The 23728-nt window shown below is 65.4% G+C and carries 14 protein-coding genes; 3 read left to right on the forward strand and 11 right to left on the reverse strand.

Translation table 11 applies throughout. The features are described from left to right. Window positions 1-627 precede the first annotated feature (627 nt). Entirely contained in the window at window positions 628-1497 is an 870-nt protein-coding gene (locus FJY73_09170; protein MBM3320830.1) for a site-specific DNA-methyltransferase, read from the forward strand. Window positions 1498-1506: 9 nt separating this feature from the next. Beyond that, the gene (locus FJY73_09175) at window positions 1507-2247 is read left to right on the forward strand and encodes a restriction endonuclease (protein ID MBM3320831.1); all 741 of its coding nucleotides are present in this window, start codon (window positions 1507-1509) and stop codon (window positions 2245-2247) included. 159 nt (window positions 2248-2406) lie between these two features. Here FJY73_09175 and FJY73_09180 read toward each other — a convergent pair whose 3' ends face one another. From FJY73_09180 to FJY73_09195, 4 genes are all read right to left on the reverse strand, one after another. After that, window positions 2407-3747 carry a hypothetical protein gene (locus FJY73_09180; protein MBM3320832.1) on the reverse strand — a complete coding sequence of 447 codons (1341 nt, stop codon included), beginning with the start codon at window positions 3745-3747 and terminating at the stop codon, window positions 2407-2409. A gap of 445 nt (window positions 3748-4192) precedes the next feature. Continuing rightward, complete coding sequence (locus FJY73_09185; protein ID MBM3320833.1) at window positions 4193-5002, reverse strand: hypothetical protein; 810 nt, start codon at window positions 5000-5002, stop codon at window positions 4193-4195. A gap of 354 nt (window positions 5003-5356) precedes the next feature. Then, window positions 5357-7780 carry a transglycosylase domain-containing protein gene (locus FJY73_09190; protein ID MBM3320834.1) on the reverse strand — a complete coding sequence of 808 codons (2424 nt, stop codon included), beginning with the start codon at window positions 7778-7780 and terminating at the stop codon, window positions 5357-5359. After that, on the reverse strand, window positions 7777-13419 hold the full coding sequence (locus tag FJY73_09195) for a hypothetical protein (protein ID MBM3320835.1): 5643 nt from the start codon (window positions 13417-13419) through the stop codon (window positions 7777-7779). The genes FJY73_09190 and FJY73_09195 overlap by 4 nt, the downstream gene beginning before the upstream one ends. A gap of 207 nt (window positions 13420-13626) precedes the next feature. On the opposite strand from FJY73_09195, the gene FJY73_09200 reads away from it, so the two are divergent. Further along, window positions 13627-14790, forward strand: coding sequence for an ATP-binding protein (locus FJY73_09200; protein MBM3320836.1), 1164 nt, complete (start codon window positions 13627-13629; stop codon window positions 14788-14790). A gap of 46 nt (window positions 14791-14836) precedes the next feature. Here FJY73_09200 and FJY73_09205 read toward each other — a convergent pair whose 3' ends face one another. The 7 genes from FJY73_09205 to FJY73_09235 form a co-directional block, all read right to left on the reverse strand. Beyond that, complete coding sequence (locus tag FJY73_09205; GenBank protein ID MBM3320837.1) at window positions 14837-15172, reverse strand: hypothetical protein; 336 nt, start codon at window positions 15170-15172, stop codon at window positions 14837-14839. 308 nt (window positions 15173-15480) lie between these two features. Beyond that, window positions 15481-18972 carry an SUMF1/EgtB/PvdO family nonheme iron enzyme gene (locus tag FJY73_09210; protein ID MBM3320838.1) on the reverse strand — a complete coding sequence of 1164 codons (3492 nt, stop codon included), beginning with the start codon at window positions 18970-18972 and terminating at the stop codon, window positions 15481-15483. A 474-nt stretch (window positions 18973-19446) separates the two neighbouring features. Next, the gene (locus tag FJY73_09215) at window positions 19447-19605 is read right to left on the reverse strand and encodes a hypothetical protein (GenBank protein MBM3320839.1); all 159 of its coding nucleotides are present in this window, start codon (window positions 19603-19605) and stop codon (window positions 19447-19449) included. Between the two features lie 165 nt (window positions 19606-19770). Then, entirely contained in the window at window positions 19771-20466 is a 696-nt protein-coding gene (locus FJY73_09220; protein ID MBM3320840.1) for a hypothetical protein, read from the reverse strand. A 110-nt stretch (window positions 20467-20576) separates the two neighbouring features. Further along, window positions 20577-21131 (reverse strand): sigma-70 family RNA polymerase sigma factor, encoded by a 555-nt coding sequence (locus FJY73_09225; protein MBM3320841.1) that lies wholly within the window; start codon window positions 21129-21131, stop codon window positions 20577-20579. A 180-nt stretch (window positions 21132-21311) separates the two neighbouring features. Then, on the reverse strand, window positions 21312-22610 hold the full coding sequence (locus tag FJY73_09230) for an insulinase family protein (GenBank protein MBM3320842.1): 1299 nt from the start codon (window positions 22608-22610) through the stop codon (window positions 21312-21314). Beyond that, window positions 22607-23728 (reverse strand): insulinase family protein (locus tag FJY73_09235; protein ID MBM3320843.1); only part of this gene is annotated, 1122 nt, incomplete at its 5' end. The genes FJY73_09230 and FJY73_09235, both read right to left, overlap by 4 nt.

Below are 23728 nucleotides of genomic sequence, written 5' to 3' on the forward strand. Positions count from 1 at the left end.
CTCGATCCGGATCCCTTACGGCTGGCCTCGACCTCAAGCTCGGCAATATAGCGGACCCCGCCCCCCCCTGTCAAGGATCGGGGAGAGGGAGGCATGGGGGCCAATTCTGGCGGGTGTCGGCGCCTGGCTACGGAACTTCTAGCTGTTCGCCGAAGAAGGCGGGCGGTCAATCGTGGAAGGCCGGTCGAGCCTCAACACTGTTCGTCCATCCCTGGTTCCGTCGATCTTGATCTCCGGCGGCCGAACCCCGTATGATTCTGCCGGTGAGGCGCGGGCCCCGGCGGGAGAGTGTGACATCCCTCTTCCCCATTTCGCCGGAGAACCTCTCCGGATGCCTCTCCTTCTCCGGCAGCCCAAGCCTGGTCAGACATGAGCCCTGTCGGGTCAATCGCCGCGAGAGGATGATGCTCGGGGCTACGACAGTGAAGCCGCCGGAACAGGAACACCCTGGTGAGCTGGCTCAGAGGCCGGAATTCGTCGTGGAGGCTTCTTGAATTGAAGAAGGCTCGCGCAAGAACAGCCGCTCGCGAACAAGACCACGATCTGAGGAACTGGGTTCCTGAGGAAGTGCGGTCGCTCGCAAATCCACAGACCGCTATCCCGGCAATCGCGAAAGACGCGCGCCTGATGAGTCTGATCAGTCATGCGGTGCGTTCCGTCCCGACGACCCATCAGCTGTACTTGCGGGACGCGCGCTCGCTCGGCGACCTCGCCCCCAATTCCGTTCACCTCGTCTTGACGTCGCCTCCGTACTGGACCCTCAAAGAGTACCGTCGAACGGACGGTCAGCTCGGCTATGTCTCCGACTACGACATGTTCCTCGCGGAGCTCGACCGGGTTTGGAGGCACTGCTTCAACGCTCTGGTCGCCGGTGGGCGGCTCATCTGCGTTGTCGGAGATGTTTGCCTCTCACGACGGAAGAACGACGGCCGACACACCGTGGTGCCCCTCCACGCCTCAATCCAGGAGCATTGCCGACGTATCGGTTTCGACAACCTTGCCCCGATTATCTGGTACAAGATCGCCAACGCCGCCTACGAGGTCGAGAATGGCGGAGCCGGCTTCCTCGGAAAACCCTACGAACCCAACGCAGTGATCAAGAACGACATCGAGTTCATCCTCATGGAGAGGAAGCCCGGGGGCTACCGGAGGCCGTCGCTTGCGGAGCGCGTCCTCAGCGTGATCTCCACAGAGGACTATCAGCGATGGTTTCAGCAGATCTGGACTGGATTGACAGGGGCTTCTACGCGTGAACATCCGGCACCCTATCCCGCTGAGCTGGCTGAGCGGCTGATCCGAATGTTCAGCTTCGTTGGCGATACCGTGCTTGATCCCTTCATGGGTACGGGGACTACGAACGTGGCAGCAGCGCGCTGCGGCCGTCATAGCATCGGGTGTGAAATCGATGAGCACTACTTCGCAATGGCTGAACGGCGTATCCGAAACGAGACCTCCGGGCTTTTCTCCGCGGTTGAGATCGGAGTTCACAAGGAGTAGCGGAACGCGATGGCGGCAAGTCACGACGATCTTGTGAAGGGGATCCGGAATGCTGTCCGCCGCTTCTGGCGAACTAGAGCTCGGCAGGCCGGATCCCAAGGCGCGAAGTCGGGAGATCGAGATCGGGGAGCCAGGTCCGCGGTCACAGGTGGCGCCCACCTTGATGGCTTCGCCGATTTGATCCAGGATCTCATTGTCGACGCGGGTATCAGCGACACGGCTGTGCATCGACGCACCAGGGTGGAGCTACCCGGATACTACCGAGCAGAGAAGAAATGGGATCTCGTCGTAGTGATCGAAGAGCGCCTCCTCGCAACGGTTGAATTCAAGGCCCAGGTCGGTCCATCGTTCGGAAACAACTACAACAACCGAACGGAAGAAGCGCTAGGAAACGCAACGGATTACTGGGCCGCTTTCCGAGAAGGGGCCTTTCGTGGGTCGCCAAGACCGTGGCTGGGATACGTGATGTTGCTCGAGGACACGACCGGATCCAGACGGCCGGTGTCCGTGGCCGAGCCTCATTTCCCGGTCTTCAAAGAGTTTCAGGAAGCTTCCTACGCCAAGCGGTATGAGATCCTTCTGACGAAGATGGTGCGCGAACGACTGTACGACGCGGCGAGTCTCCTTCTTTCACCGAGCGATGCGCAGCGAACCGGGGCATTCTCGGAACCATGCGAGGAGTTGACGTTCGCCAACTTCGCCGAGAGCCTCGTCGCTCGCGCGATCGCCTACGCCAGGACGCAGAGGTAACAGGCAGATTCAGGATTCCGGCGGGTCGCCCGGCGACCCCATGCCCGGTTGCATGCTCTCTGCGCGGTCGGTCCGCGTGCGACCTTCCGCGCATGCGAACAGGCATGTGTTGGATTCAGCGTGGCGACCCTGAAGCCCCCCCGAAGGGATCGCCTCTTCTCATCTGCGCGTGGGAGAGTCAAGCTCAACGGCGCTCACTCGGGCGACCTCCATGGCGCCCAAGAGTACTTCGTAGTCCGGGTTTACAAAGAGAGCGGTCGGTTCCTCGGGTAGGTCCGCCGTCGCCCTTCCCCGAGCGCCGCGAAGCTCCACGGCAAGATCCATTTGCCTGCTGCCCGCGATCACACGAATCGGCAAACGCACGTCGAAAAACGGTTCCTCTTGATCACACTGAACGAGGAGCGCCCAAGACCCGTCTCGATTCCTCTCCGCCGCGTAGCGAACAGCTATCCTGGGCAGTCCCGGTTGGCGTACCCAGGCGTCGAAAAAGGGCTTCCACCTTTCCCCCGTGATCTTCCCCAGGTCCCGCTCGAAATCGTCGACGGTCGGTCTCGTACCCTCCCACTCTTTCACGAGCGTCTGAACCACTGTCGCGAAATGTTCGTGTCCGATCCGTGCCGCCATCATTTCGACCACATACGGTCCCTTCGAATAGACGAGCGCGAGCCGTTCAGGGGGCGACGTGTCGGTCCCCAAACGAGCAAGGGCTTCATCCCCGTACTTGTCAATCACCCAACGGGTCTGGCGCGCCCACTCGGCAAGTTCGCGGCGCTTTTCCTCCGGCCCGAACACCGTGGCTTTGTATTGCAGGCTCGCGTACTCCGCCATCGCCTCGACGATCCAAAGGCCACCGGATCGTTTCTGCATGTTCTTCCCCACAAGGGCACCCCACCACTCGTGGGCGATCTCGTGGCAGAGGAGACCCTCGTCGAGCGTCCCCTCGATCTCCGAGGAGGGAATCAGGATGAGCCCTTTGAATCCAAGTCCCAAGTACTCGTGCCCGAGACTGTAACCGGCGCGAAGAACCTGAGGAGCCTCGACGACCGTCAATTCTGGAAAGCGATATGGGCCGCAGAGCCGTTCGATCTCAGGGAGGGTCTTCCGAACCAAACGGAGGATCCTGTCCTGTGCCTCCTGATGGGCGGGATTCAGCACACAACGGATCCGCGTGGAACCGCAGGAATCCTCCCGAGCCCTATAGCGGGACAGAATCAAGACCCGCGGTCGATCGTTCAGACCACCGAACGAGTATGTGGATTTCCGGAAGCCGAACTTCCGATCTTTCGCGAGAAGAGTCCCATCGGTTACGAGCTGAAAGTTCTCGGGGTGGGAGATCGAAACCTTCCCCCATGCAGTGATGCTGGTATCGACCACGGCGGGATACCAGAGGAAGAAAGGATCAAACAGAAGATGGTCCTGGCTGATGTGCGTGAAACGGCTGCCCTCCGGCGAGACACTGAGAGGCCAGCCCTCCCACCTAACCCGGAAGTCGGGATCCATGCGCCCGGTCCGGGAAAGACCCGACTCGCCGAGGCCCGACTCGGTCACGCGGAACGCCGGATCCAGAGCAAGGGGCGCGCCGCCTTCTGCGAACTCGAGGTAACGGAAGTGGAACCGGGCCTCTCCCGAGAGGATCCTCCGGGCCGGATCGATCGTGATCTGCATCTCGTACTCGGCGCTGGGGGGCGCCTGCATTCTTGGGCCGGGTCGGCCACCAGGACCCGAAGCACAAGAACCGCACGAGAGAAGGAGAACGGCGATGAGAATCTCCCAACGAAATGATGAAGACTTGGTCGTGCTCATGCTCGCATGATCCCCTCGGGTTGAGTTTAGTATGGCGTCCGCAATTCCCATCGGAAAGAAGAAACCGGGGCTTCGATGCTACCTCAACAGTCGGTGTCGAGAAACCCGGGGACGCCATCGACCGCCCGCAGTGTCCAAGCGACTACAGCCTGGATTCAGTATGGTGTCCCCAGGATTCCCCAGAATTCCACCAGAATTCGCACAATTCGTCCGAGTCCGAGAGCGGGTTGTTGCCCCCGGGACCCGCTCTCAGCTGTTTCTCTATCATCTTGAGGATGACACCGAGCGGAACCAACCGGCCGTCAGGGTCCTTCCAACTACGAGGACGTATGGTGCGTACTTTCTTGGGGAGCCAAACGCCGTCGAATACGTCCACGTATTCAGTGCGGTCGATCACCTGGACAGGCATTCGCCCACGGCCTGAATGGGCAATTCGGAGGAACGGAGAGTCTCCTAAGATTGCCCGGATCTTCTCCTTGAAGCCCAAGGGTTCCTTGAAGTCGATAGGGTGCCCCACGGGCGGGGCGAGGGGGTCTCGAACAGTCACGGTGTCTCCACCGGGTAATATCAACGCGAGTGAATCGGGCGGGGAATGCGCATAGCCGGCGTTCGGGTCGTACTGGTAGCGCGCGAAGAAGAAGAGTGCTTTCTCACCCAACTGCGCACCGCTGATGTCACACGTCCACGTGGTCCGTGCGAGGTAGAAGAGCTCGGGAAACTCAAGACCTTTGAGAGTCTTGAGAACCTTGATGTGGGCGACAGGTACTCCTTCGATGTTAGCGACCGCCACAGTCTTTCCGAGCACGATGAAGTCGGCATCTGATGTCAAGGAATCAAGACTCGTGCCGAGGAAGCTCGAAGAGGCGCTCCCAGCGAGCACACACACGAGGAAGAGGAGAACAGCGGCTAAGCCACACCGCCGTGTCCCCCTTCCACGCTGCCTCCGTTGCATCGGGGACAACCTCCGGAGAATGACATACGACCCCACTTCTGCTCACAGACTGTGTGAAGACCCGGGGACACCATGCTCAGTTTCAGGTTCCCCTTCTCGCCCACGGCCGACCGCCCGCGGTGTGCAAGCGACAACAGCCTGGATTCAGTATGGCGTCCCCAGAATTCCCCCAGAATTCCGTTTCATCGGCCCGGTCTCGGGTTGTTCGTGGTGCCGGCGAACCGGATGTGGGGGTAGATTATCAGGAATCGTTCGAAGTGTCAAGCGCGTGATCGTCTCTCCTCCATACGCGCTCCCGAAGACCGGCTTCTCTTCGCGTGTTCTCTCTTCGTGCGCGACGCACTCTTTGTTCCTTCAGAATCCGGCCTCCGGCGGGCTCTCCTCCCCCGCCGCGACGAGGATTCGGGTCGAGGCGCGGGGAACGCCGCCTGCGAGGAGGGCCTCGATGTGGTGGGATCCGGGACGTGCGGGCCAGAACCGACGGTGCGTCCCTCGGGTCGTCCCGATCGTCTCGCCGTCGATCCGCCACTCGACCTCGAGCTCCGGCGGGGCTTCCGCTTCGAGCGCGATCTCCTGCTGTCCCGGCGCGAGCGTCGGGTCGAGGAGGTACCAGCTTCCGTCGAGCGGCCGGACGATCCGGAAGGGCGGCGCGCTTTCGCTTGCCATCGCAACCAATCGATCTTCAATCGTGCACGTCGGTGATCCGCAAAGGCAGACCGTCGCCGACGTCGGAGGCCCCTCGAGCCCGAGATCCGCCTGCCAGAAAGCGAAGCGAGCGGGGAGCCGAGCGAAGAGGCGCCGCGCGCGCCGCTCGGGGGGCGTGCACGTGCGCGCGAGGAGCCTCGTCTCCGTGTCGATCGTGCGAACGACATGAACCTCGCACTCCTCGAGAGGCGGATCGTCCTCTCGGAACGGCTCCCCGCTCACCTGCGGACAGTCCCCTCCGGCCGCGCGCCCCGAGAGAGGACAGACATTCCTCCTCTCGATTCCGGGCGGCACGGGAAAGGGGGGCGGAGGAACGTTTCCTTCCAGCGCGAGAAGAACCTCGCGCGCGACCGTTCCCGGTCCTTCCGCGCCGGTCACGCGATCGGTCGGCCGTCCGTCTGGATTCCCCATCCAGACGGCGACCGTATGGCGCGTCGTGTAGAGAACCGCCCACGCATCCCGCCACCTCGCGCTCGTCCCGGTCTTCGCGGCGACGGGACCCGGGAACTCGAGAGGTCCTCCTCGCTCGAACGCCGCTCCTCGCGCCGCCGGGTCGGAGAGGATCTCGTTCACCCATGCGGCGGCGATCGGGTCGAGGGCCTCGCGCGAACGGGCCGGCTCCGCCTCCGCCCAAACGCCCCCTGCACCCCGCACGGCCCGCATCGCGTGCGGCTCGATCCACCGCCCCCCGCGCGCGAGCGTCGCGTAGGCACCCGCCAGATCGAGAAGCGTGGCCTCGCCGACGCCGAGCGTGATCCCGAGGCCGACGCGAAGAGGATCGGTCTTCCCGAGGCCGACCGCATGGAAGACGCGCCCCGCCTCCTCGACCCCTGCTCCCCAGGCGACCTCGACGGAGGGAACGTTCCACGAGTTCGCGAGCGCAAGGCGTGCGGAGACGGGTCCCTGGAACGTCTCGGCGTAGTTCCGCGGCGCGAACGATCCGGTCGGGTCGCCGTACGCGACCGGCACGTCGGCGAGGATCGTTGAGGGACGAAGCGCTCCCGCGAACGCCGCGGCGTACACGAACGGCTTCACCGCGCTCCCCGGCTGGCGCGGCGCGAGAGCCGCGTTCACCTGGCCCGCGTCGGGTGAGGAGAAGTCGGGAGAGCCGACCATCGCGAGAACCTCCCCGCTCCTCGAATCGAGGACGACGACCGCGCCCCCCGCGACGCCCCGCTCCCGTAGGCGCGCGCATCCCTCTCGCACCGCCCTCTCGGCGGCCGCTTGCGCCGAAGGATCGATCGATGTCCGAACCTCGACGATGGATCCGTAGGGGCCTCCGAGCGAGCGAGCCAGCCACTCCGCGAGATGCGAAGGGGACGCTGCGTCCGTGCGAACGAGCCCGAGATCGCTCTTCAAGGCCGCTTCGAGCGTCTCCCCCTCGATCCATCCGAGCCGTCCCATACGCCTCAGGATCTCGTTCCGGGCCGCGATCGCCTCGGAAGGGTGAAGGACCGGATGGCATCGTCCCGGCGCGCGCGGAAGCGCGGCGAGCAGCGCCGCCTCGGCGGGAGCGAGGACGGCCGGACTCTTCCCGAACCAGCGTCGCGAGGCGGCCGCGACCCCCGCGATCGTCCCTCCGTACGGGGCGCGGGTGAGGTACTCTTCGAGAATCTCTCGTTTCGAAAGATGCGCCTCGACGACGAGGCTCCAGGCGACCTCGCGGAGACGATCCACGAACCCGACCGGCCGGCCCCGCGAGAAGCGGACGAGCTGCATCGTGATCGTCGAAGCGCCGCCGATCGGGCGCCGATGAACGATCGATCCCCAGAGCGCGCGCGAGAGAGCGATCGGATCGATTCCCGGATGGCGGAAGAAGCGGCGATCCTCCGCCGCGAGCGTTGCACGAACGAGAACGGGGTCGATCCCATCGAGAGAGACTCTCTCTCGAATCGTCTCCGCCGAGAGAGAGCGCGCCGCGAGAAGGCCTCCTTCCCGGTCGTCGATCCGAAGAACGGTCGGCGAGGCGCGAGAGCACCACGCGGGGAGCGGCACGATCCTCGGGAGAAGAGCGGAACAAGCGATCGCCGAGAGAACGACGAGAGCGGTCCGAAAGATCCTCCTTTTCTTCATCGGCGATCCTCTTTGACATGAAGGGTCTCCCCCGCGCTCATCGCATAAATCTCCGGACTATAAAGAAACTCCGCGCGCGCTCCCGGCACCCGGAAGGTCCCGCCCGCGACCGCGATCGCCGGGTAGTACACGTGGTAGATCCCGGTCCGGACGTCCTCCGCGAAGAGCCGCACGCTCCGGTCGCGAATCTCCCGATGAACGACCGGGAGAATCGACCGATCCTCCTTCTCCGGCTCCTCCGCGAGCGAAACACGCGGCGCGTTCCGGAAGCGGAGGTTCACCGCCTCGATTCCCGCGGGGAGCGGGTCTTCGAGAACGAGGTTCCGCGCATCGCGCGAGACGACGACCGCGAGGTGCACGAAGAGCGGTCTCCCGAGAGGGATCGTGGAACCGAGCGGGCGACCCTCCGTGTCCACGTACCTCCGCTCCACGATGAGCCCCTCCTCGAGCGCCGGATGATCGAGAGCGGAGCGCGCGGTCTCCAGCGTGGAGGTGAAGTACACCGCGCGCGTTCCGTCGGTCTCGATGCGAAGCGCGGTGGGAACGCCCTCGCCGCCGGGACCGACGAGATGGCGAATCGGGGTCGTGCGCGCACAACTCGGCGGTCCGCCCGGCTCCAGACGGAACTTCTCCTCCTCGCTTCCGATCGTGCACGTTCCCTCGACCGTCGAGAGGGGCGGTTCGATCACGGTCGAGGTCGAGGCGAGAAGATCGAGCGTGAGTGCGGTCACGTGGTTGTTCGTCCACACGCCGCTCTTCGGGCGGCGGGAGGAGAGGAGCCACTCGACGAGACGGGGGATCTCGTCGTTCGTCGGATCGGTCGCCGCGAAGAGACGGAGGAAGAGAGCGGTCGTCCTCTCGTCCCCACCGATCCCATCCCCCCAAAGGGATCCGCCTCCCGAAACCCAGGCGTTTCGACCGGTCCGCTGGACGTTTCGCTCGCGGATCTCGCGGACGAGCGACTTCGATTCGGCGGGCCATGCGCTCGAGGCGCCTCTTCGCGCGCCGAGGTTCGCAAGAGCAAGACCAAGAACGATTCGCGATTCGAGAGGAGCCTCCTCCCGGCGCGAAAGAAGCGCGTCCACATCCTGCGCGGGGACGAGCGTCTTGTTCGCATCGAGGAGCCTCTCCGCCTCCGAGAGACAATAGAGAAGCCAGGGACCTTCTCGAAGGAGACGCCGGATCTCGTCGTACGATCCTCTCTTCATCGATTCCAGCCTCTCCATCGCCTCCTCGGCCAAGCGACCGATGAGCTTTCCCGGAACCTCGATGCCGACCTCGCGCGCGCGGGCGAGAGCGAGAAGCGCGTAGCCCACGGTGTAGTCGCTCGCCTCCGACGACTCATCCGACGGCCACGCGTGAATCCTCCACGAGCTTTCCGCGCAGAGCCGGATCGTCTCGATCGCCGCGCGGGCTCTTCTCTCTCGCTCGTCCTCCGGCGCCGTCGGCGCAACCCCAAGATGGCGTTCGATCCGCTTCTCCGCGGCGATTCCGAGAAGGACGCTCGCGAGCTGCTCGAGACATCCGTAGGGATAGTCGATCGCGTATCGAAGCGCGTCCTCCATGCCGGCGAGAACCGTCGGCGTGACGACGGTGGTGAGACCTCCGCGATCCGGGAGCACGCCGCTCGGCGCCTCGACCGGCGCCTGCACCGCGCGATCGACGCGACCTCCCTGGAACGCGCGCTCCCAGACAAGCGGGTGATCGACGGGGATCGAGATCTCCACCGCATCGGAGAGCGCACCGGCCGACGCGCGGAGCCGAAGGACGATCGGATCTTCCCCGATCTCGTCCAGGCGAAAGACGGTCCGTGCGCCGCGCTTCGGCTTCACTTGGAGCCTCCGCACCGCCTCCCCCTCGATCTGCGCCCCTTCCGCCTCGGCGTCGAGACGAACATCGATCGCGCGCTCCCCCTCCCCGCGCACGACCGCGGCGATCGCGACCCGGTCCCCTTCCCGCGCGAAGCGGGGCGAACCCCATTCGATCTGAAGCTTCTTGCGGACATCGAAGGTTGCCTCTCCCGTTCCGAAGCGATCGACGGCGGAGGAGGCGACGACGCGCACGCGAAAACGCGTGAGATCATCCGCGAGCGGGAAGCGGACGACGACCCTCCCGTCCGGGCCGACCGGCCGATGCGCTTCCCAGAAGACGGTCGGGACGAAGCGGCGCCGGAATCCGGGACCTTCCGCGAAGCCGTCCCCTCCCGGCGTCGACGCCCCCTTCTCCTCCGTGACCGGGGCGCGGAGAGAGTGGCGGACGTCGGCATAGTCGGATCCCGACTCCCGGAACGGAAAGATCGACGTGAGCGGATCGACGCGCGCATTCTCGACAAGCTGAAAGATCGCATCGTCAACGACCGCGACGGTGACCGCGCCGGGCACGGTGCGCCCCGCCGCATCGCGAAGATCGATCCGGAGAGCGACCTCCGCGCCCGGCTCGTACACCTCCCTCTCCGGCGTCACCTCGACGCCGAGCCGCCACGGATCGAGCCGGATCGGAAGGGGCACGACCCCGGAACCGTGATAGGGGAGGCGCGGGACGATCGTGTTCCCCTCCGGAACGACCGTCGGCCCGACGAGGATCATCCGGACATGCGGCCCCGGCGGCACGAATCCGGAAAGCGGAACCGGAATGAGAGGCGATCCTTCCACCTGTTCGAGGCGACGCACCGAGCGGATCCCCTCGTCGAGAACCAGAAGGAGACCTTCCGTCGGGACGGCCGGTGCGGGCACGAGGACGCGGGCCGTATCCTCCGGCGCGTAGTCGGATCGGTCGGCCTTGAGGGTGAGCCACCGCCCGTCGTCGCGATACCAGGGGGCCGCCTCGGAACCCGAGGTGTGGATGTCGGCCCGGGCGCTCGTCGCGCGGCCCCGCGAATCGACGGCTTCGACGAGGAACGAGTACGCCCCCGGACCGGGCGGAACCCAGCGGAAGGTATAGGGCTCAAGCATCGACGAAGCGGTTCCCGAGAGAAGGATCGTATCGCGCGGCACGTTCTCGTACCCGAACGTCCCGCCGATCCGGCGCACGCGGACCGTCTTCCACTCCCTCTTCTCGACCGCCCAGCGGAGGGGGACCCCGCTCTTCGGCTTTCCGGCGAGGTCGAGAGCGATCGCGGAGAACACGACCACCGAATCGGCGGGCGGCTCGGCTCGCGCCGCACGGACGCCGGCGCGAAGCGACGCCCGGTGGACCGGGAAGGCGACCGCGTCGTAGGCCGAACGATCGGCGAGATCCTTCGCCCCCATCTCGAGCACGTAGCGCTGATCCTGTCCCAGACCTTCGAGAGAAGGGACGATCGGGAGGCGAATCCGTCCGTCGGAATCGAGCCGCCCCTCTCCCGACGCGATGCGGATCGTCGATCCGTAACGCTCCGCGACCGGCTTCCCGCGCGGACGCTCGTCGCGGAAAGAGAAACCGTCGAATCCTTCCGGTCGATCCCACAGAGAGGATCGCTGGAGCGTCCATACGACCGGAGCCTCCGCGAGGGGACCTCCGCCGAGATAGGTGAAGCGTCCCTCGATCTCCACGGTGGATCCGGACGCTGCCGGCTCGGAAGGGGCCGTGAGGCGCGCCTCGAAGCGGGGAAGCCGGTATTCCTCGACGGTGAAGGAACGCTCCGCGATCCGGTTCCCCCCCCCGTCCGCCCCGTCGGTGAGAAGCAGGAGATACCTTCCGGGCGCCGCGCTTTGCGGGAGATCGTACGAGCCCGCTCCGTTTCCGGGCGGGGCGAGATCGATCGATCCGCAATCGAGGGTCTCGCGCGTTTGGGCGCACCCGATCGCGTAGCCGACCGCGCCGAGATCGCTCGGCGCGATCCCCTCGGGAGCGCTCCTTCGGACGAAGACCGACCAGCGCACCGTCTCGCCGGGACGATAGATCGGCCGATCGGTCTCGATGTGGGCGGTACGACGCCCCTCCGACGGCCTCCCGCGCGGCTCTCTCCACCGGACCCCGTGCTCGGGAACGAGGAGCCGGACCGCATCGTCGGCGACCCTCGCCTCGGCGACGATCGGCGCGCGGGGATCGAGAGGGAGACCGCGGTAACCCGGCCCGATCGCAAGACCGTCCTTTCCGGTCGATCCGCTCCAGAGCGTCTCTCCGTCTTTCGGAGAAAGCCAGCGCACCTCTGCGCCGGGGACCGGCATCCCATCGGAAAGACGCGTGACCCAGGCAAGGCCGCTCTCTTCGCCGAGGACGGCGGAGAGACCGAGATCGGTCGCTTGCAGGAACACCTCGTCGGTGAGGACCTCCCTCCAAGGGTCCGGGAAGAGAGGGCGGGCACGGACCCGAACCTGAAACGCACGCGACCCGCGCGGAGGGCTCCCGAGTTTCGACAAGGGGAAGAGAAGAGAGAGCGCGCTGTCCGGATGCTCGCGGGGTTCAAGCCAGGTCGTGATTCGAGGAAGAGGAACCGCGCGCCCCTCTCCCCATCGACGAGAGAGGCGGGTGGGGAGATCACGCGGGCCGACCCACGCCCCCGAAATCTCGACCGAATCGACGTTCGTTCCCTCGATGCGGATCTTGAGGTTCTCCGCGCGCGGGAGATATCCGGAGGAAGGAAAGATCTTGAGATGGGCCGATGCGTGCGGAGCCGTGGCCTCGGCCCGATCTTCCTCCGCGAGTGTCTCGCCGAGGAGCGAGGGGAGTCCGGCACGGAGACGAAACCGATAGGTCTCCCCGGGGCGGATCCTCCCCTTCAGATCGAACGAGGTTCCGGTCCGCGTTTCGAAGCGGAGATCGCGGATCGGAGGATCGATCGAAAGGTATTGTTGCAGCGTGTCCGGATCGACCGGCCCTTTGAGCGAGAGAGCGATCTCCCACAAGGAGGCCTCGACGGACAAAAAGCCGGGGGGGCCGAAGGTCGAGAAGAGGAACGAGATCGGATCGGGCAGCCGGAGCCGAGACCCGGCGAAGGGGATCGCGGGCTCGATCCGGAGAGTGTGGGAAGCCCCCGGCTCGAGCGCTTTCTTCGGCCGAAGGGCGAGGATCCGGTCGGGGGATCCCTTGCCGCGAGCACGCCACAGGATCGCCCGGGCATCCGCGGAATCGGGGACGACCCGCCGGAGCGCGACCGGCCCCGAAGGACCTTCGAGATGGACCGCGTGCTCGGCTCCCTTCCCCGGAGGGAGAGAGAAGAGAAGATGGATCGTCGCGTCCGGGGCGATGCGATCGTTCCACTTCCACGGGACGCTCGCGAGAAGCTGCGGGCGGCCGACCGTGATCTCCCAGACGTGATCGTTCGGGAGAACGTGTCCCTCGATCGATCGAGTCCGCGCGGGGATGCGGCAGGTGAGCTTCGTCCCCTCCGGCACCTCCGCGCGCGGGACGAAGGTGAGCGCGCGGCTCCCGATCCACGAGAAGCTCCCCTCGATCGGCGGATCGATCGCGAGCGGAACGTTCGCCTTCGCCTTGGCGCGCGCACCGAGCGGGACCATCGTCTCGGTGAAGAGGACGTCGATCGACCGGAGCGCCTTCACCTCCCCCGCCGGCGAGGCGATCTCGACGGCGAGCGCGGGCCGACCGGCGTCGTCCATCCGCTTCTCGCGGAGCGCGCGGTCGCGCAAGAGGAGGAGAGCGAGCGCGGTGAACGCGAGGAGAGTCCAAGGGATCCAGCGCGGAAGTCGAGAGGGAGACATCGGCACCTCCGGGCAGGGGTTCGCTCCGGGCTTGAAGGGAGCCTACAAGAGCTCATGAGGTGTGTAAAGTTTCGACCGGATCGAATACGAGCCGGAAGAATCGGTGCTCCGCGCGCGGCGCTTCTTTCGACTTCCGGATCTCGGACCGGAGACGGCTCTCCCCCCTCCCCGAAACGGCCTTGACAGGGGGGCCTCCGATTACGCAACATGCGTAACGCGGGGTGCGTAATCGTGACGAATCCTTTTCGATACGGCGGCATCGTGGGGCGGGAGGCGTTCTGCGACCGGAAGAAGGAGCTCGCCGATCTCGCCCGCGCCGCCGAGGAGGGAGGGCGGCTCTTCCTCTACGCCGAGCGACGCATGGGGAAGACCTCGCTCGCCCTTCGGATGCTCCAGAGCCTCGATCGACGGAAGCAGATCGGAGCGTACGTCGACCTCTGGCCGACGGAGGGGGAGGAGTCGTTCGCCGCGGCCCTTGCAGCCGCCGTCTCCGGAAGCCTCGCGTCGACCGCGGACCGCCTCCTGGAGGCCGCACGGCGTTTCTTCGGGGGGCTCGCCCCCTCGGTCACTCTCGATCCGGAGGGCCGGCCGCAGCTCTCCTTCGGCGTGCGGGGATCCCGGATCGGGGCCGCCGCCCTCAAGGACGTGCTCGCGGCTCCTGAGGAGATCGCGCGGCGGAGGAAGACGCAGGTCGTCCTCGTCTTCGACGAGTTCCAGCGCATCCTCGAATACGGGGGCGACACGGTCGAGCGGACTCTCCGCAGTACCATCCAGGATCACCGGCACGTCGCCTACTTCTTCCTCGGGAGTCGAAAGCATCTGATCCAGCGCATGTTCCTCGACCAGAACCGTCCGCTCTATCGGTCCGGCACCCACTACCCGCTCGGTCCGATCGCGACCCGCTACTGGATCCCCTTCGTGCGAAGCCGGTTCCAACGATCGGGGAAGCGCATCGGCTCGGAACAGATCCGGAGAATCTGCACGATCACCGGAGGGCACCCCTTCTACACGCAGCATCTTTGTCATGCGGTTTGGGAGCTGTGCGCGCCGCGCGGCCGCGTGGAGGATTCCACCATCGAGAAGGCGTTCGGCCTCCTGCTCGAGCGGGAGAGTTATGCCTACACCGCCCTCTGGGAATCGCTCGCCCCGAACCAGCGGCGGTTCCTCCTCGGGCTCGCGGCGGAGCCCCACGGGGTACGGCCGTTCGGCTCCGCGTTCGTGCGCAGCCACCGCTTGGGATCGGCCTCCAACGCGCAGCGCGCGGCCGAGGCGCTCTTGCAGCGCGACATCATCGACCGGGAGGACGGCTCGTTCGTGATCACCGATCGGTTCTTCCAAGCCTGGATTCGGCAAGCGGCGACCTCGACGTAGGGACAGAGGCATCTCCCGGGGGACGCGATGAGCGACTGCAGTCTGTTCATGCGGCCCCCGTGATCGATGCCCGACCCGCGCGGAGGGACGGCGAAACGAGCACCTGCCAGGGGGCCCAGAGAAAACCGTCTGCGATCAAGATCCGCCGGCCCTTGATCCTCCCATGAAAAGTGCCGACTGCGGGGAGGTGAAGGCATACTTGGGTCTGCTTGTCCGGCGGCTCCTCGTTCATTCGGTCCATCGGCGGCATCACCCACAAGCTGCCGCTCAGGGTATCGCCCGCCTGCCCTTCGATGACAAGGTGGCCGAACGCCGCGATCTTCCCCTCGCCGTCGCGCGCGACATACACGTAGTTCCCGACCGGGACCGAGACCGGCTCCAAACGGCTCCGAATCGTCGCGCAGGCGAAGAGCGCGCAGGCGGCCGGAAGAACAAGCCCCGCGAGAACGGTTCTCCGTAGCAGCAGGATGCCGATCCCTCCTCGAAAGTCGATCCCTGAAGCGACGACGCGCTCACTTCGCTCTTCTCGGCATCGGAACTCCCGACAACGCTTGGGCGGGAGAAGACTCCGGATCGCACCTCCGGGATTGCGAGGGAATCAGTATGGCGTCCCCGGAAATCGCCAGGGGGCTTCGCCCCCTGGACCCCCGGTTCAGAATACAGAATCCAGCAAACCAGAATCCAGAAACCTCACTCACTGCGGACGCAGCGAAAGCCCAAATTACCCATTCCATCCAGCAGGTCTGGGGGGGTATAAGCCGGGCCTCGAGCCGAGCACCGTAGGCGGTCTGCATCGTCCGGATACCCACCACCTCGCGCTGACCGGCCCCGGTCGGTCGAAGGTCCCCGCGGATCCGTGCTCGGCGAAACGCTGTAATAAGTGGGACTGTACCAGTCATTGCACCATTCCCACACGTTCCCCGCCATGTTGTAGAGGCCGTACGGGGACCGGCCGGTCGGGTACGACCCCACTGGGGCAGTTTCACCAACACACCAGATGTCCGAGCCTGTCTCGATGCCCGCATTCACTCGGCTGCAGTCCGGCTCCTCCTCTCCCCACGGATATGTCCTCTCATCTGAAGGTCCCCTCGCCGCCTTCTCCCACTCCGCCTCCGTCGGCAAACGATACCCGTTCGCGCTGAAATTGCATTCCCACGTGGTCGTGTTGTAACAAGGGGTCCTCTCCTCCTGCTCGCTCCTCCAGTTGCAGAACGCCGCGGACCCGTACCACGTCACCATCACCACCGGGTGGTCCTCGTAGTCGGATTCAACCACGAAATCTGACCCGGACCAATCAATCCGACGGCGGTAGTAGTCGACGTGTAGGTACCTCGTGCTGTTCGTCGAGGATTGCACGACATCGAACCCGTCCCAGTAGGCCCTTCCATTCGCGATCGCCCAGTTCAACGCCGCCGCGTACTCCGCGTTTGTCACCTCGTACTTCCCGATCCAGAACGCGCTGATGTACGGATAGTGCTCCGGCCGCTCCATGAACCAGCCCTCGTCCGGATCGCTCCCCATCGTGAATGTGCCGGCGGGGATGAGAACCATGTCCGGCGGACGAGGGTCATCCTCCACGACCACATTCCGCGTCGTTTGGTTCGTGAGTCCTCCCGTGTCCCTCACCTCGAGTCGGATCGTCTTCGTTCCGGTCGTCCCGTACCGGTGGCTCGCGGTCTTCTCCGTCGTGTATCCGCCCCCCGGCGGGTGGTCCCACACCCCGTCGTTCTCCCAGTCCCAGCGGACCTGAAGCGACGAGAGAGGATCCTCGTTGTCCGAAGAGCAGGAAGCATTGAACTGGAAGTCGGTGCTCGTCGTCCCGGAGTTCGGCGTCGGCGTGAAGCAGGCGGTGGGGGGGGTGTTCCCCGCCGACACCGTCACATTCCGCGTCGTTTGGTTCGTGAGTCCTCCCGTGTCCCTCACCTCGAGTCGGATCGTTTTCGTTCCGGTCGTCCCGTACCGGTGGCTCGCGGTCTTGGTCGTCGTGTATCCGCCCCCCGGCGGGTGGTCCCACACCCCGTCGTTCTCCCAGTCCCAGCGGACCTGAAGCGACGAGAGAGGATCCTCGTTGTCCGAAGAGCACGAGGCGTCGAACTGAAAGTCGGTGCTGGTGGTCCCGGAGTTCGGCGTCGGCGTGAAGCAGGCGGTGGGGGGGGTGTTCCCCGCCGGGCTCGTTCTCCCGCTCGCCTGGTTCGAGAGTCCGGACCAGTTCAGGGCCTCGTCGGCGGTCTTGAGGCGGAAGTAGTAGAGGGTGTTCGGCGAGAGCCCGGTCACCGTAAAGCTTTCGGAAGAGCCCGCCGCGCGCGGGGCCGGCTCCCCGGTCACCTGCGTCATCGACGCCCATGAGGTCCCCGAACTCGTCGCATACCGGATGTCGTACTGCGAGGCAGTCCCTGTCAACGAGTCGTCCCCGGGGGCCGTCCACCTCAACGTCAGGCTCGTGTTCGTCGGAGAATCGACTGCTAGGTTCGTCACCGCAGCGGGCGGGGTCGCATCCTGCGCCGGAGTCACGGTCACGGTCCGGAGGGTCGAACCGATGAGGCCTCCGTCGTCCGCAACTTGAAGCCGAATGACCTTCTGTCCCTCCGTGCTGTAACTGTGAGTGGCGGTCTTCGTGGTCGCGTACTCCGTGTCCCACGACCCGTTGTCCTCCCAATCCCAACGGACCCGAAGGTTCGCCCAGGGTGTCTCCGCGTCGCTCGATGCCGAGGCGTCGAATTGGAAGACGGTGCTCGGCGGGCCGGACTGCGGCTCGATCACGAAGGAAGCCACGGGCGGTGTGTTCGGGAATGGGCTTGCGACTTGGATAAGAGCGGCGCTTGGCAGAAAGAGCCAGTTCCCAGCCATGAAGCCGACGTTGAAGGCGGCCGGTAGAAGCCCAATGATGACAAGGATATACCAGACAAAAGTCCACGCAGCAGCGGAAAGTCCAAGCCCACCACCCACCTTTAGCGCGCCGGCCAGCAAAGTCGAGATTCGGATGATGCTATTCACAGCTGCTGTTGGAAGCCCGAGCGGATCGGAGTCGATCAGTAACCGAACGTCTGGAGTTGCAGCGCGCGCGGTCGACCAGGCGTACGCAACGTCCGCGGCTCTGCCGAGAAGATTCGAAGTCCCTAGAATGAGATCGATGATTGGGAAGACGGCATAATACGTAAGCGACATTCCCCAGGCATCCAAGTTGTCGCTGGATACTGTTGGCGGAAGTGTCGCGGACGCCCCGAAGCCCGGCCCAGTAATCCAATACTGAGCGGATCCGACGTTCCGCGATGCCGTGAAGTCGACGGTGTCCTGTCTGGTTGTAGGCGTGTTTAGAGTACTCGTGAAGAGCGAAACCCAGCTAAATGGTCTCGCTCCCATCACGCTGTTCAGCCCGTCGGCCACCGGGACGACCTGCTTCTCCGCTCCCCCCCACTGAAGCTCTCTTCGATAGACGTTCACGAACCGCCAGGCGCTGTTCGTAAGGAGCATCCGCGTGTTCGCACGGTTCTGAGTATTCGTCACCTCGACGGAGAAGCCGCCGACGGCCGGAGCCAGGATCCCGAGCTTCCGGGCGCGGGTGGTGTCTTCGGTAAGCCACGCGCGCAGAACCGCGGCTCCGAGGCTGTCCACCTCCGGGTCCTGGACCACATCGGAGAGGGCTTGCGAACGGAGCCTGGTCCTCAGAGCGCTCTCGAAGGTTCCGAACTCCGGAAGGGACGAGAGCTCGGTGATCCTGGCCCTGGCCTCGGAAGGATCCACCGTCAGAATGCCCGGACTCATCATGAGGAGAGAGAGGGCGGTCGACCGGGCGCCGAAACGGATCTCTTCGCCGCTTGCCTTTCCGTGAACGCCGGGAATCGAGAGAGCAAGGCCCCGAAGCTTGTTCGAGGAATCGAGCGCGAAAAGGAGTTGGGCTCCTTCTTCGGAGACCGACAGGTCCGCCCCTTGGGATGCGGAGATGATCTTTTCCTCGTCCCAGGCGGAAAGGACACGAACACTCGAGGCGCCGATCTCGGATGTGTCCACCGCCACGCTTGTCGTGTCGAGAGGGACGAGGGGGGGCGGAGGCGGAGGGTCCCCGTCGTCGGGCTGTTGAGGGTTCTTGTCGCTGCAACAGAGCGTGACGAGAACGACGAGAAGAGGCAGGATGATGAAAAGGCTCGCAAGCCGCGTGTGCGCGAGCGCCCGAAAGTGCCGCATCACGGATTCCTCCTCCTCACGGCCGACCTACTCCCCGCCGGTTTCCGGTCTTTCGGCACCGGAAACCCACGCTCCCCATCGGAAGGAAGTACGGGTGCGAGAACCAATCCCGCCCTGAGGATCGGACACCATCAAGCTTCGTGCCGATTCAGGGAGAAAGCTTTCGAAACGCGAACTCGCTTGTCGGCGTGAGCGATGGAGCGAGGGCTCGGCAGGCGCTCTCCGCGAACGGCCGCGAGAAATCCAACTTTTCTTGAAAGAAGAGGCGCCGCGAGAGAGGGAAGACGCACACTCCCGGTCACTTGCGCCGCTCCGACATCCGTTGGGGGTCGGGAACGAAAGTTGTCGGGGGGGATCGTCGGAAGGCGTGGACGCGAGCGGGGGCGAGAGGCCCCGGCCCGAGTCCTCCGGAACCTCGGTCCTCGGAATCCCCTCCCCGGTCGTCATGAGGATCTCCTCCCCGGATCGACCGACCTACGAATCCCCTCGCGCCTCTTCCTCCGGCTCCTCTCGGCTCGGTTCGTCCGGTCCGTCCGGATCCCACGGGCGAAGCGATCGAAGGAACTCGGCCACGGCCGTGAGGCGCTTCCCGCGAGAGAGAAACTCGGAGCGGAAATCGATCGGTCCTTGCATCGTGCGGGCCTCGAGTGGTTCCGGCGCGGAGGAATCGCGCTTGCCGGAAGATTATCACACGTTGTTCGACCCGTCAACCTCTCGAAGGCCGGTACCCCCTTCCTCCGGACCAGAACTCTTGACGTTCCACTCGTCCGAACCGGTGTCGGACACCGTTTCCATCTCCTAATCCTGATAGCCGATGCGGAGACGCGTGCGCCGTCCCGAGGGTTCGTCCCATTCCCGGTCTTCCTGATTCGGGAGAACCCGGTGCCAGGTGCGGAGGCAAAGGGTCTTGTGATCGCGATGGCGGATCGCTCCGCGGGCATAGACACGCGCTTCGCCCTCCGGAGGACGGACCGAGAGCACCTCCTCGGCGACGTGCCCGCTCCCGAGGTCGTGCCGGAAGAGTCGGAGCGCGTTCCCTTCGCCATTCGGCTCGCCCACGGGGACGAAGAACCACTCCCCCTGCCGGAGGACGCGCCCGCCGGCTCGCTCCACGCGGCGCGCAACCTCCGGCTTCAGGATCTCGAAGGCGTCGCGAATCGTGCGGACGCACCCCTCAGGGAGAGCGAGAACGAAGAGGTGGCGCTCATCCTGTCCGAAGAGAAAGCGGCCCGCGCTCTCCGGCGTCCGGACGCGGAGGAGGAGGTGGCGGATCCGAGCGTCCTTGTCGAGCACATCGGCCTCGCTCTTCCGGCCCGGGAGGATCCGGAATTCCTCGACCCCGCCGTGCGTCCCTACATCGACGAAGAGCAGTCGGCGCTCCCGGATCCGCTCAAGGTTCCACCGCTCCCACTTCGTTCGCCCTTCCTCCGGATCGAGGCGTCGTGCGGGAAGACGGACCTCGTTCAGGCACCTCAGCGCATCGTCCCAGCTCATGAAGATCCCTTCTCTCGAGGAAGAGTGGTTTCGTCTTCTCGGTCGAAATCGGCTCGCGTTCTTCACTCACCGTCTCATGAGAGAGGACGTGCCGCGCGTTTCTTAACAGATCACACTTCGAGGTCCGCCTCTCCGGCTTTCTCGATCCGCTTCCTCACCTTGCTCAGAATCGCCGCGACCGACCCGGGGGTGTAGCCGGTGAGACGCGCGACCTCCTCCTGCGAGAGCCGCTTCTTCGGATCGTTCCGAAGAAGCCAGATGCGCCGCCACTCCTCATTCGGAACCGCGGTGCACAGATGTTCCTGCGCAAGAGTGCGAGCGATGGGGCTCGTCGCGGAAGCGAGGGCGTGAGAGGCGGCAGGGTTGCCGTTTCCGCCGATCTCCTCCCACGATTTCCAGCCGTTCTCTTTCGACATGCAGCGAAGAGCGGCGCGGCGGGTGATCGCGTAGAGCCACGTGGTGGCCCGGCTCCGCCCCTCGAAGCGGCGGCCGTTCCGGCACGCGGCGAGAACGGCGTCGTTCGCAGCGGTCGCGACGAGGTCGGGATCGGCGAGACCGAGAACGGCGCGCGCCATCTTCCGCGCGATCGGCAGAAGACGCCGGGCGACCTCCTCCTCCTCGCCGCTTCGGATCAGCTCCGCGAGAGGATCGACACGAGTGAGCATAGAGAACCTCCTTGAACCACACGTCGTGGTCCTATGGAGGTCCTTGCCCACTCGCCGAAGCGAATCGAAGGAAGCGTCGGAAAGATCGGCATTTCTCCGGAACCTTCCGGGGAGAGACCGCGCCCCCCATGAGCCCGGATCTCTCCCCCACCCGATAAGAGCAAACCTACGTCCCGGATATTAACGCTTCGACGAGTATCCGTCTAGTTGTAAGACGCGCGCCGCTTCTCTCGGGAGCGGAGGCCCGGCGACCGCGAAGCGGATCGAGTCGGTGCGGAGAAGGCGGCGGGCGGCGGCGCGGACGTCGTCCCTCGTCACCGCGGCGATCTCGCGCCGATAGCGCTCCAGATAGTTCGGGCCGAGGCCGTAGTACTCCTCCGCGAGAAGGAACGACGCCGTTCCGTCGTTCGTCTCGAGACGAAGAGGAAGGCTCCCGATGAGGAAGTCTTTCGTCTCCTGAAGCTCGGAGGCGCGGACTCGCTCTCTTCGCATCCTCTCGAACTCTTCACGCATGATGCGGATCGCGGGGGCGACGTGGTCGGGGCGAACGCCCGCGTGCACGACGAGCGGCCCCGCACCGACCGATGCGGCCACCGTGCTTCGCACGCCGTACGCGAACCCCTCCTTCTCGCGGATCCGGTTCCCGAGACGCCCCCCGAGCCCGAACGCGCCGAGGATCTGGTTCATCACCGCGACGCGGGGAAAATCCGGGTCGGTCCGCCGAATTCCGAGAAATCCGAGCGCGATGTCGCACTGCGTCTTCTCGGGAACGAAGAGCGTCCGCGATTTCGGCCCGCGCGGGAGAGGCGGGTCGGGGACCGGCGGCGGTCCCGGGTCGCCGTCCTTCGTCCACTTCCCGAAGAGGCGCGCGGCGAACCGCCGGACGTCTTCCGGCCTCACGTCTCCGACGACGACGAGGATCGACCCGCGCGGATGGAACCGGGCGCGATGAAAGCGAACGAGGTCGGCCCGCTCAAGCGAGAGAACGCTCGCGCGCGTTCCGCCGCCGCTCCGCCGATACGGATGCCGCGGAGGATAGAGAAGGCGGACGAGAGCTTTCATCGCGACCGCGCGCGTGTCGTGCTCCTCCTCGCGGATCCCGACGAGCATCTCCCCTTTCACCCGTTCGAGCTCTTTCCGCGGGAAGGAAGGTTCGAGCACGCTCTCCGCAGCCAGCGCGAGCACCTCTCCGAGATGTTCCTTGAGGACCGAAGCGATGAGGATCGTCGAGTGCTTGTCCACGGCGACGTCGGTTTCCGCGCCGAGGAAGTCGATCCGCTCGGCGATCTCCTTGCCGGTCCGCGTGCGCGTCCCCTCGTCGAGCATCTGTCCGACAGCAAGGGCGAGCCCTTCCTTCCCCGCAGGGTCGTGCACCGATCCGGTCTGGAGACAGAAGCGAAACGTCGCCGACGGGGAGATCGTGTTCCGCCGCACGATGAGGCGCATCCCGTTCGGGAGATCGTACCTTGCGCTCGTCACCGGCGCCCCCCTCTTCCCGCCGCTCGGGCCGTGTACGCTCCGACCGTCCGGTTCGCCGGACGGAAGAGACGCGCCGCGAGATCCCGCACGTCTCCCGCCGTCACCTTCTCCACGCGCTCGAGGAACTTCTCGAAGAACGCGCTCCCCCCGATCGTGCGGAAGTACCCGATCTGATGCGCGAGCTCGGTCACCGAGTCGCTCTGGAAGACCGCGGCCGCGCGGAGCTGGTTCTTCGCCTTGCGAAGCTCGCGGTCGGACCGCTTCCTCTCGGCAATCTCATCGAGCAACGCGAGAAGCTTTTCCTCGAGCGCCCGCACCGAAACGCCCTCGCGCGCGGTGAGCCCAATCGCGTGAAGAAACGGATCGCGCGTCGGGAGATAGAACGACCGCGCCTCGGCCGCGAGACCCGAACGGACGAGGCGGTCGTAGAGGGGCGAGCTCCGCCTCGCCTCGCTGTCGAAGCTCCAGAGGTTGATCCCCTTCGCACCGCCGAGCACTGCGTCGAGCACGACAAGAACGACCGCCTCGTCGTCTTCCACCGGAAGGGCCTTGTGGACGACCTGGAGATACGACGTCTTCCCCTCCCCATCGATCGCGACCCGTCTCTCTCCCCGCTGCGGCCCCTCGGGCGTCCGCGTTCTCGCGGGAGGCTTCCCTTTCGGGATCTTCCCGAAGAGGCGCCGCACCTTCCGCATCGCTTCGACCGGATCGAAATCGCCGGCGATGACGAGCGTCGCGTTCGCCGGGACGTAGTTCGCCCGGTAGAAGGCGACCATCTCGTTCCTCGTGATCCTCCGAACGTCCGTTTCCCAGCCGACCGTCGGCCAGCGATAGCCGTGCGTCTGGAAAGCGGCCGCCGTCACCTCGCGGTCGAGAAGCGTCTCCGGGTCGTTCTCCCCGCCGTGAAGCTCCGAGACGATCACAGTCCGCTCCGACTCGAACTCGGCCGGATCGATCCGGCTCCGCGCCATCCGTTCCGATTCGAGCGTGAGCGCGAGATCGAGATGCTCTTTCGGCAGCGTTTCGAAGTAGGTCGTTTGGTCGATCCAGGTGTAGCCGTTCCAATAGCCGCCGCGCCTCTCGATCAGGTTCTTCATCTCCCGCTTCGAGAAGCGCGC

The sequence above is a fragment of the Candidatus Eisenbacteria bacterium genome, from assembly GCA_016867715.1.
Taxonomy (GTDB): Bacteria; Orphanbacterota; Orphanbacteria; order Orphanbacterales; family Orphanbacteraceae; genus VGIW01.

Bases quoted from the DNA above. Each gene is read 5' to 3' on its own strand.
- FJY73_09170 (MBM3320830.1), top strand. From the start codon at position 628: ATGAGTCTGATCAGTCATGCGGTGCGTTCCGTCCCGACGACCCATCAG.
- FJY73_09175 (MBM3320831.1), top strand. From the start codon at position 1,507: ATGGCGGCAAGTCACGACGATCTTGTGAAGGGGATCCGGAATGCTGTC.
- FJY73_09180 (MBM3320832.1), bottom strand. From the start codon at position 3,747: ATGGATCCCGACTTCCGGGTTAGGTGGGAGGGCTGGCCTCTCAGTGTC.
- FJY73_09185 (MBM3320833.1), bottom strand. From the start codon at position 5,002: ATGCAACGGAGGCAGCGTGGAAGGGGGACACGGCGGTGTGGCTTAGCC.
- FJY73_09190 (MBM3320834.1), bottom strand. From the start codon at position 7,780: ATGAAGAAAAGGAGGATCTTTCGGACCGCTCTCGTCGTTCTCTCGGCG.
- FJY73_09195 (MBM3320835.1), bottom strand. From the start codon at position 13,419: ATGTCTCCCTCTCGACTTCCGCGCTGGATCCCTTGGACTCTCCTCGCG.
- FJY73_09200 (MBM3320836.1), top strand. From the start codon at position 13,627: ATGCGTAACGCGGGGTGCGTAATCGTGACGAATCCTTTTCGATACGGC.
- FJY73_09210 (MBM3320838.1), bottom strand. From the start codon at position 18,972: ATGCGGCACTTTCGGGCGCTCGCGCACACGCGGCTTGCGAGCCTTTTC.
- FJY73_09215 (MBM3320839.1), bottom strand. From the start codon at position 19,605: ATGCAAGGACCGATCGATTTCCGCTCCGAGTTTCTCTCTCGCGGGAAG.
- FJY73_09220 (MBM3320840.1), bottom strand. From the start codon at position 20,466: ATGAGCTGGGACGATGCGCTGAGGTGCCTGAACGAGGTCCGTCTTCCC.
- FJY73_09225 (MBM3320841.1), bottom strand. From the start codon at position 21,131: ATGCTCACTCGTGTCGATCCTCTCGCGGAGCTGATCCGAAGCGGCGAG.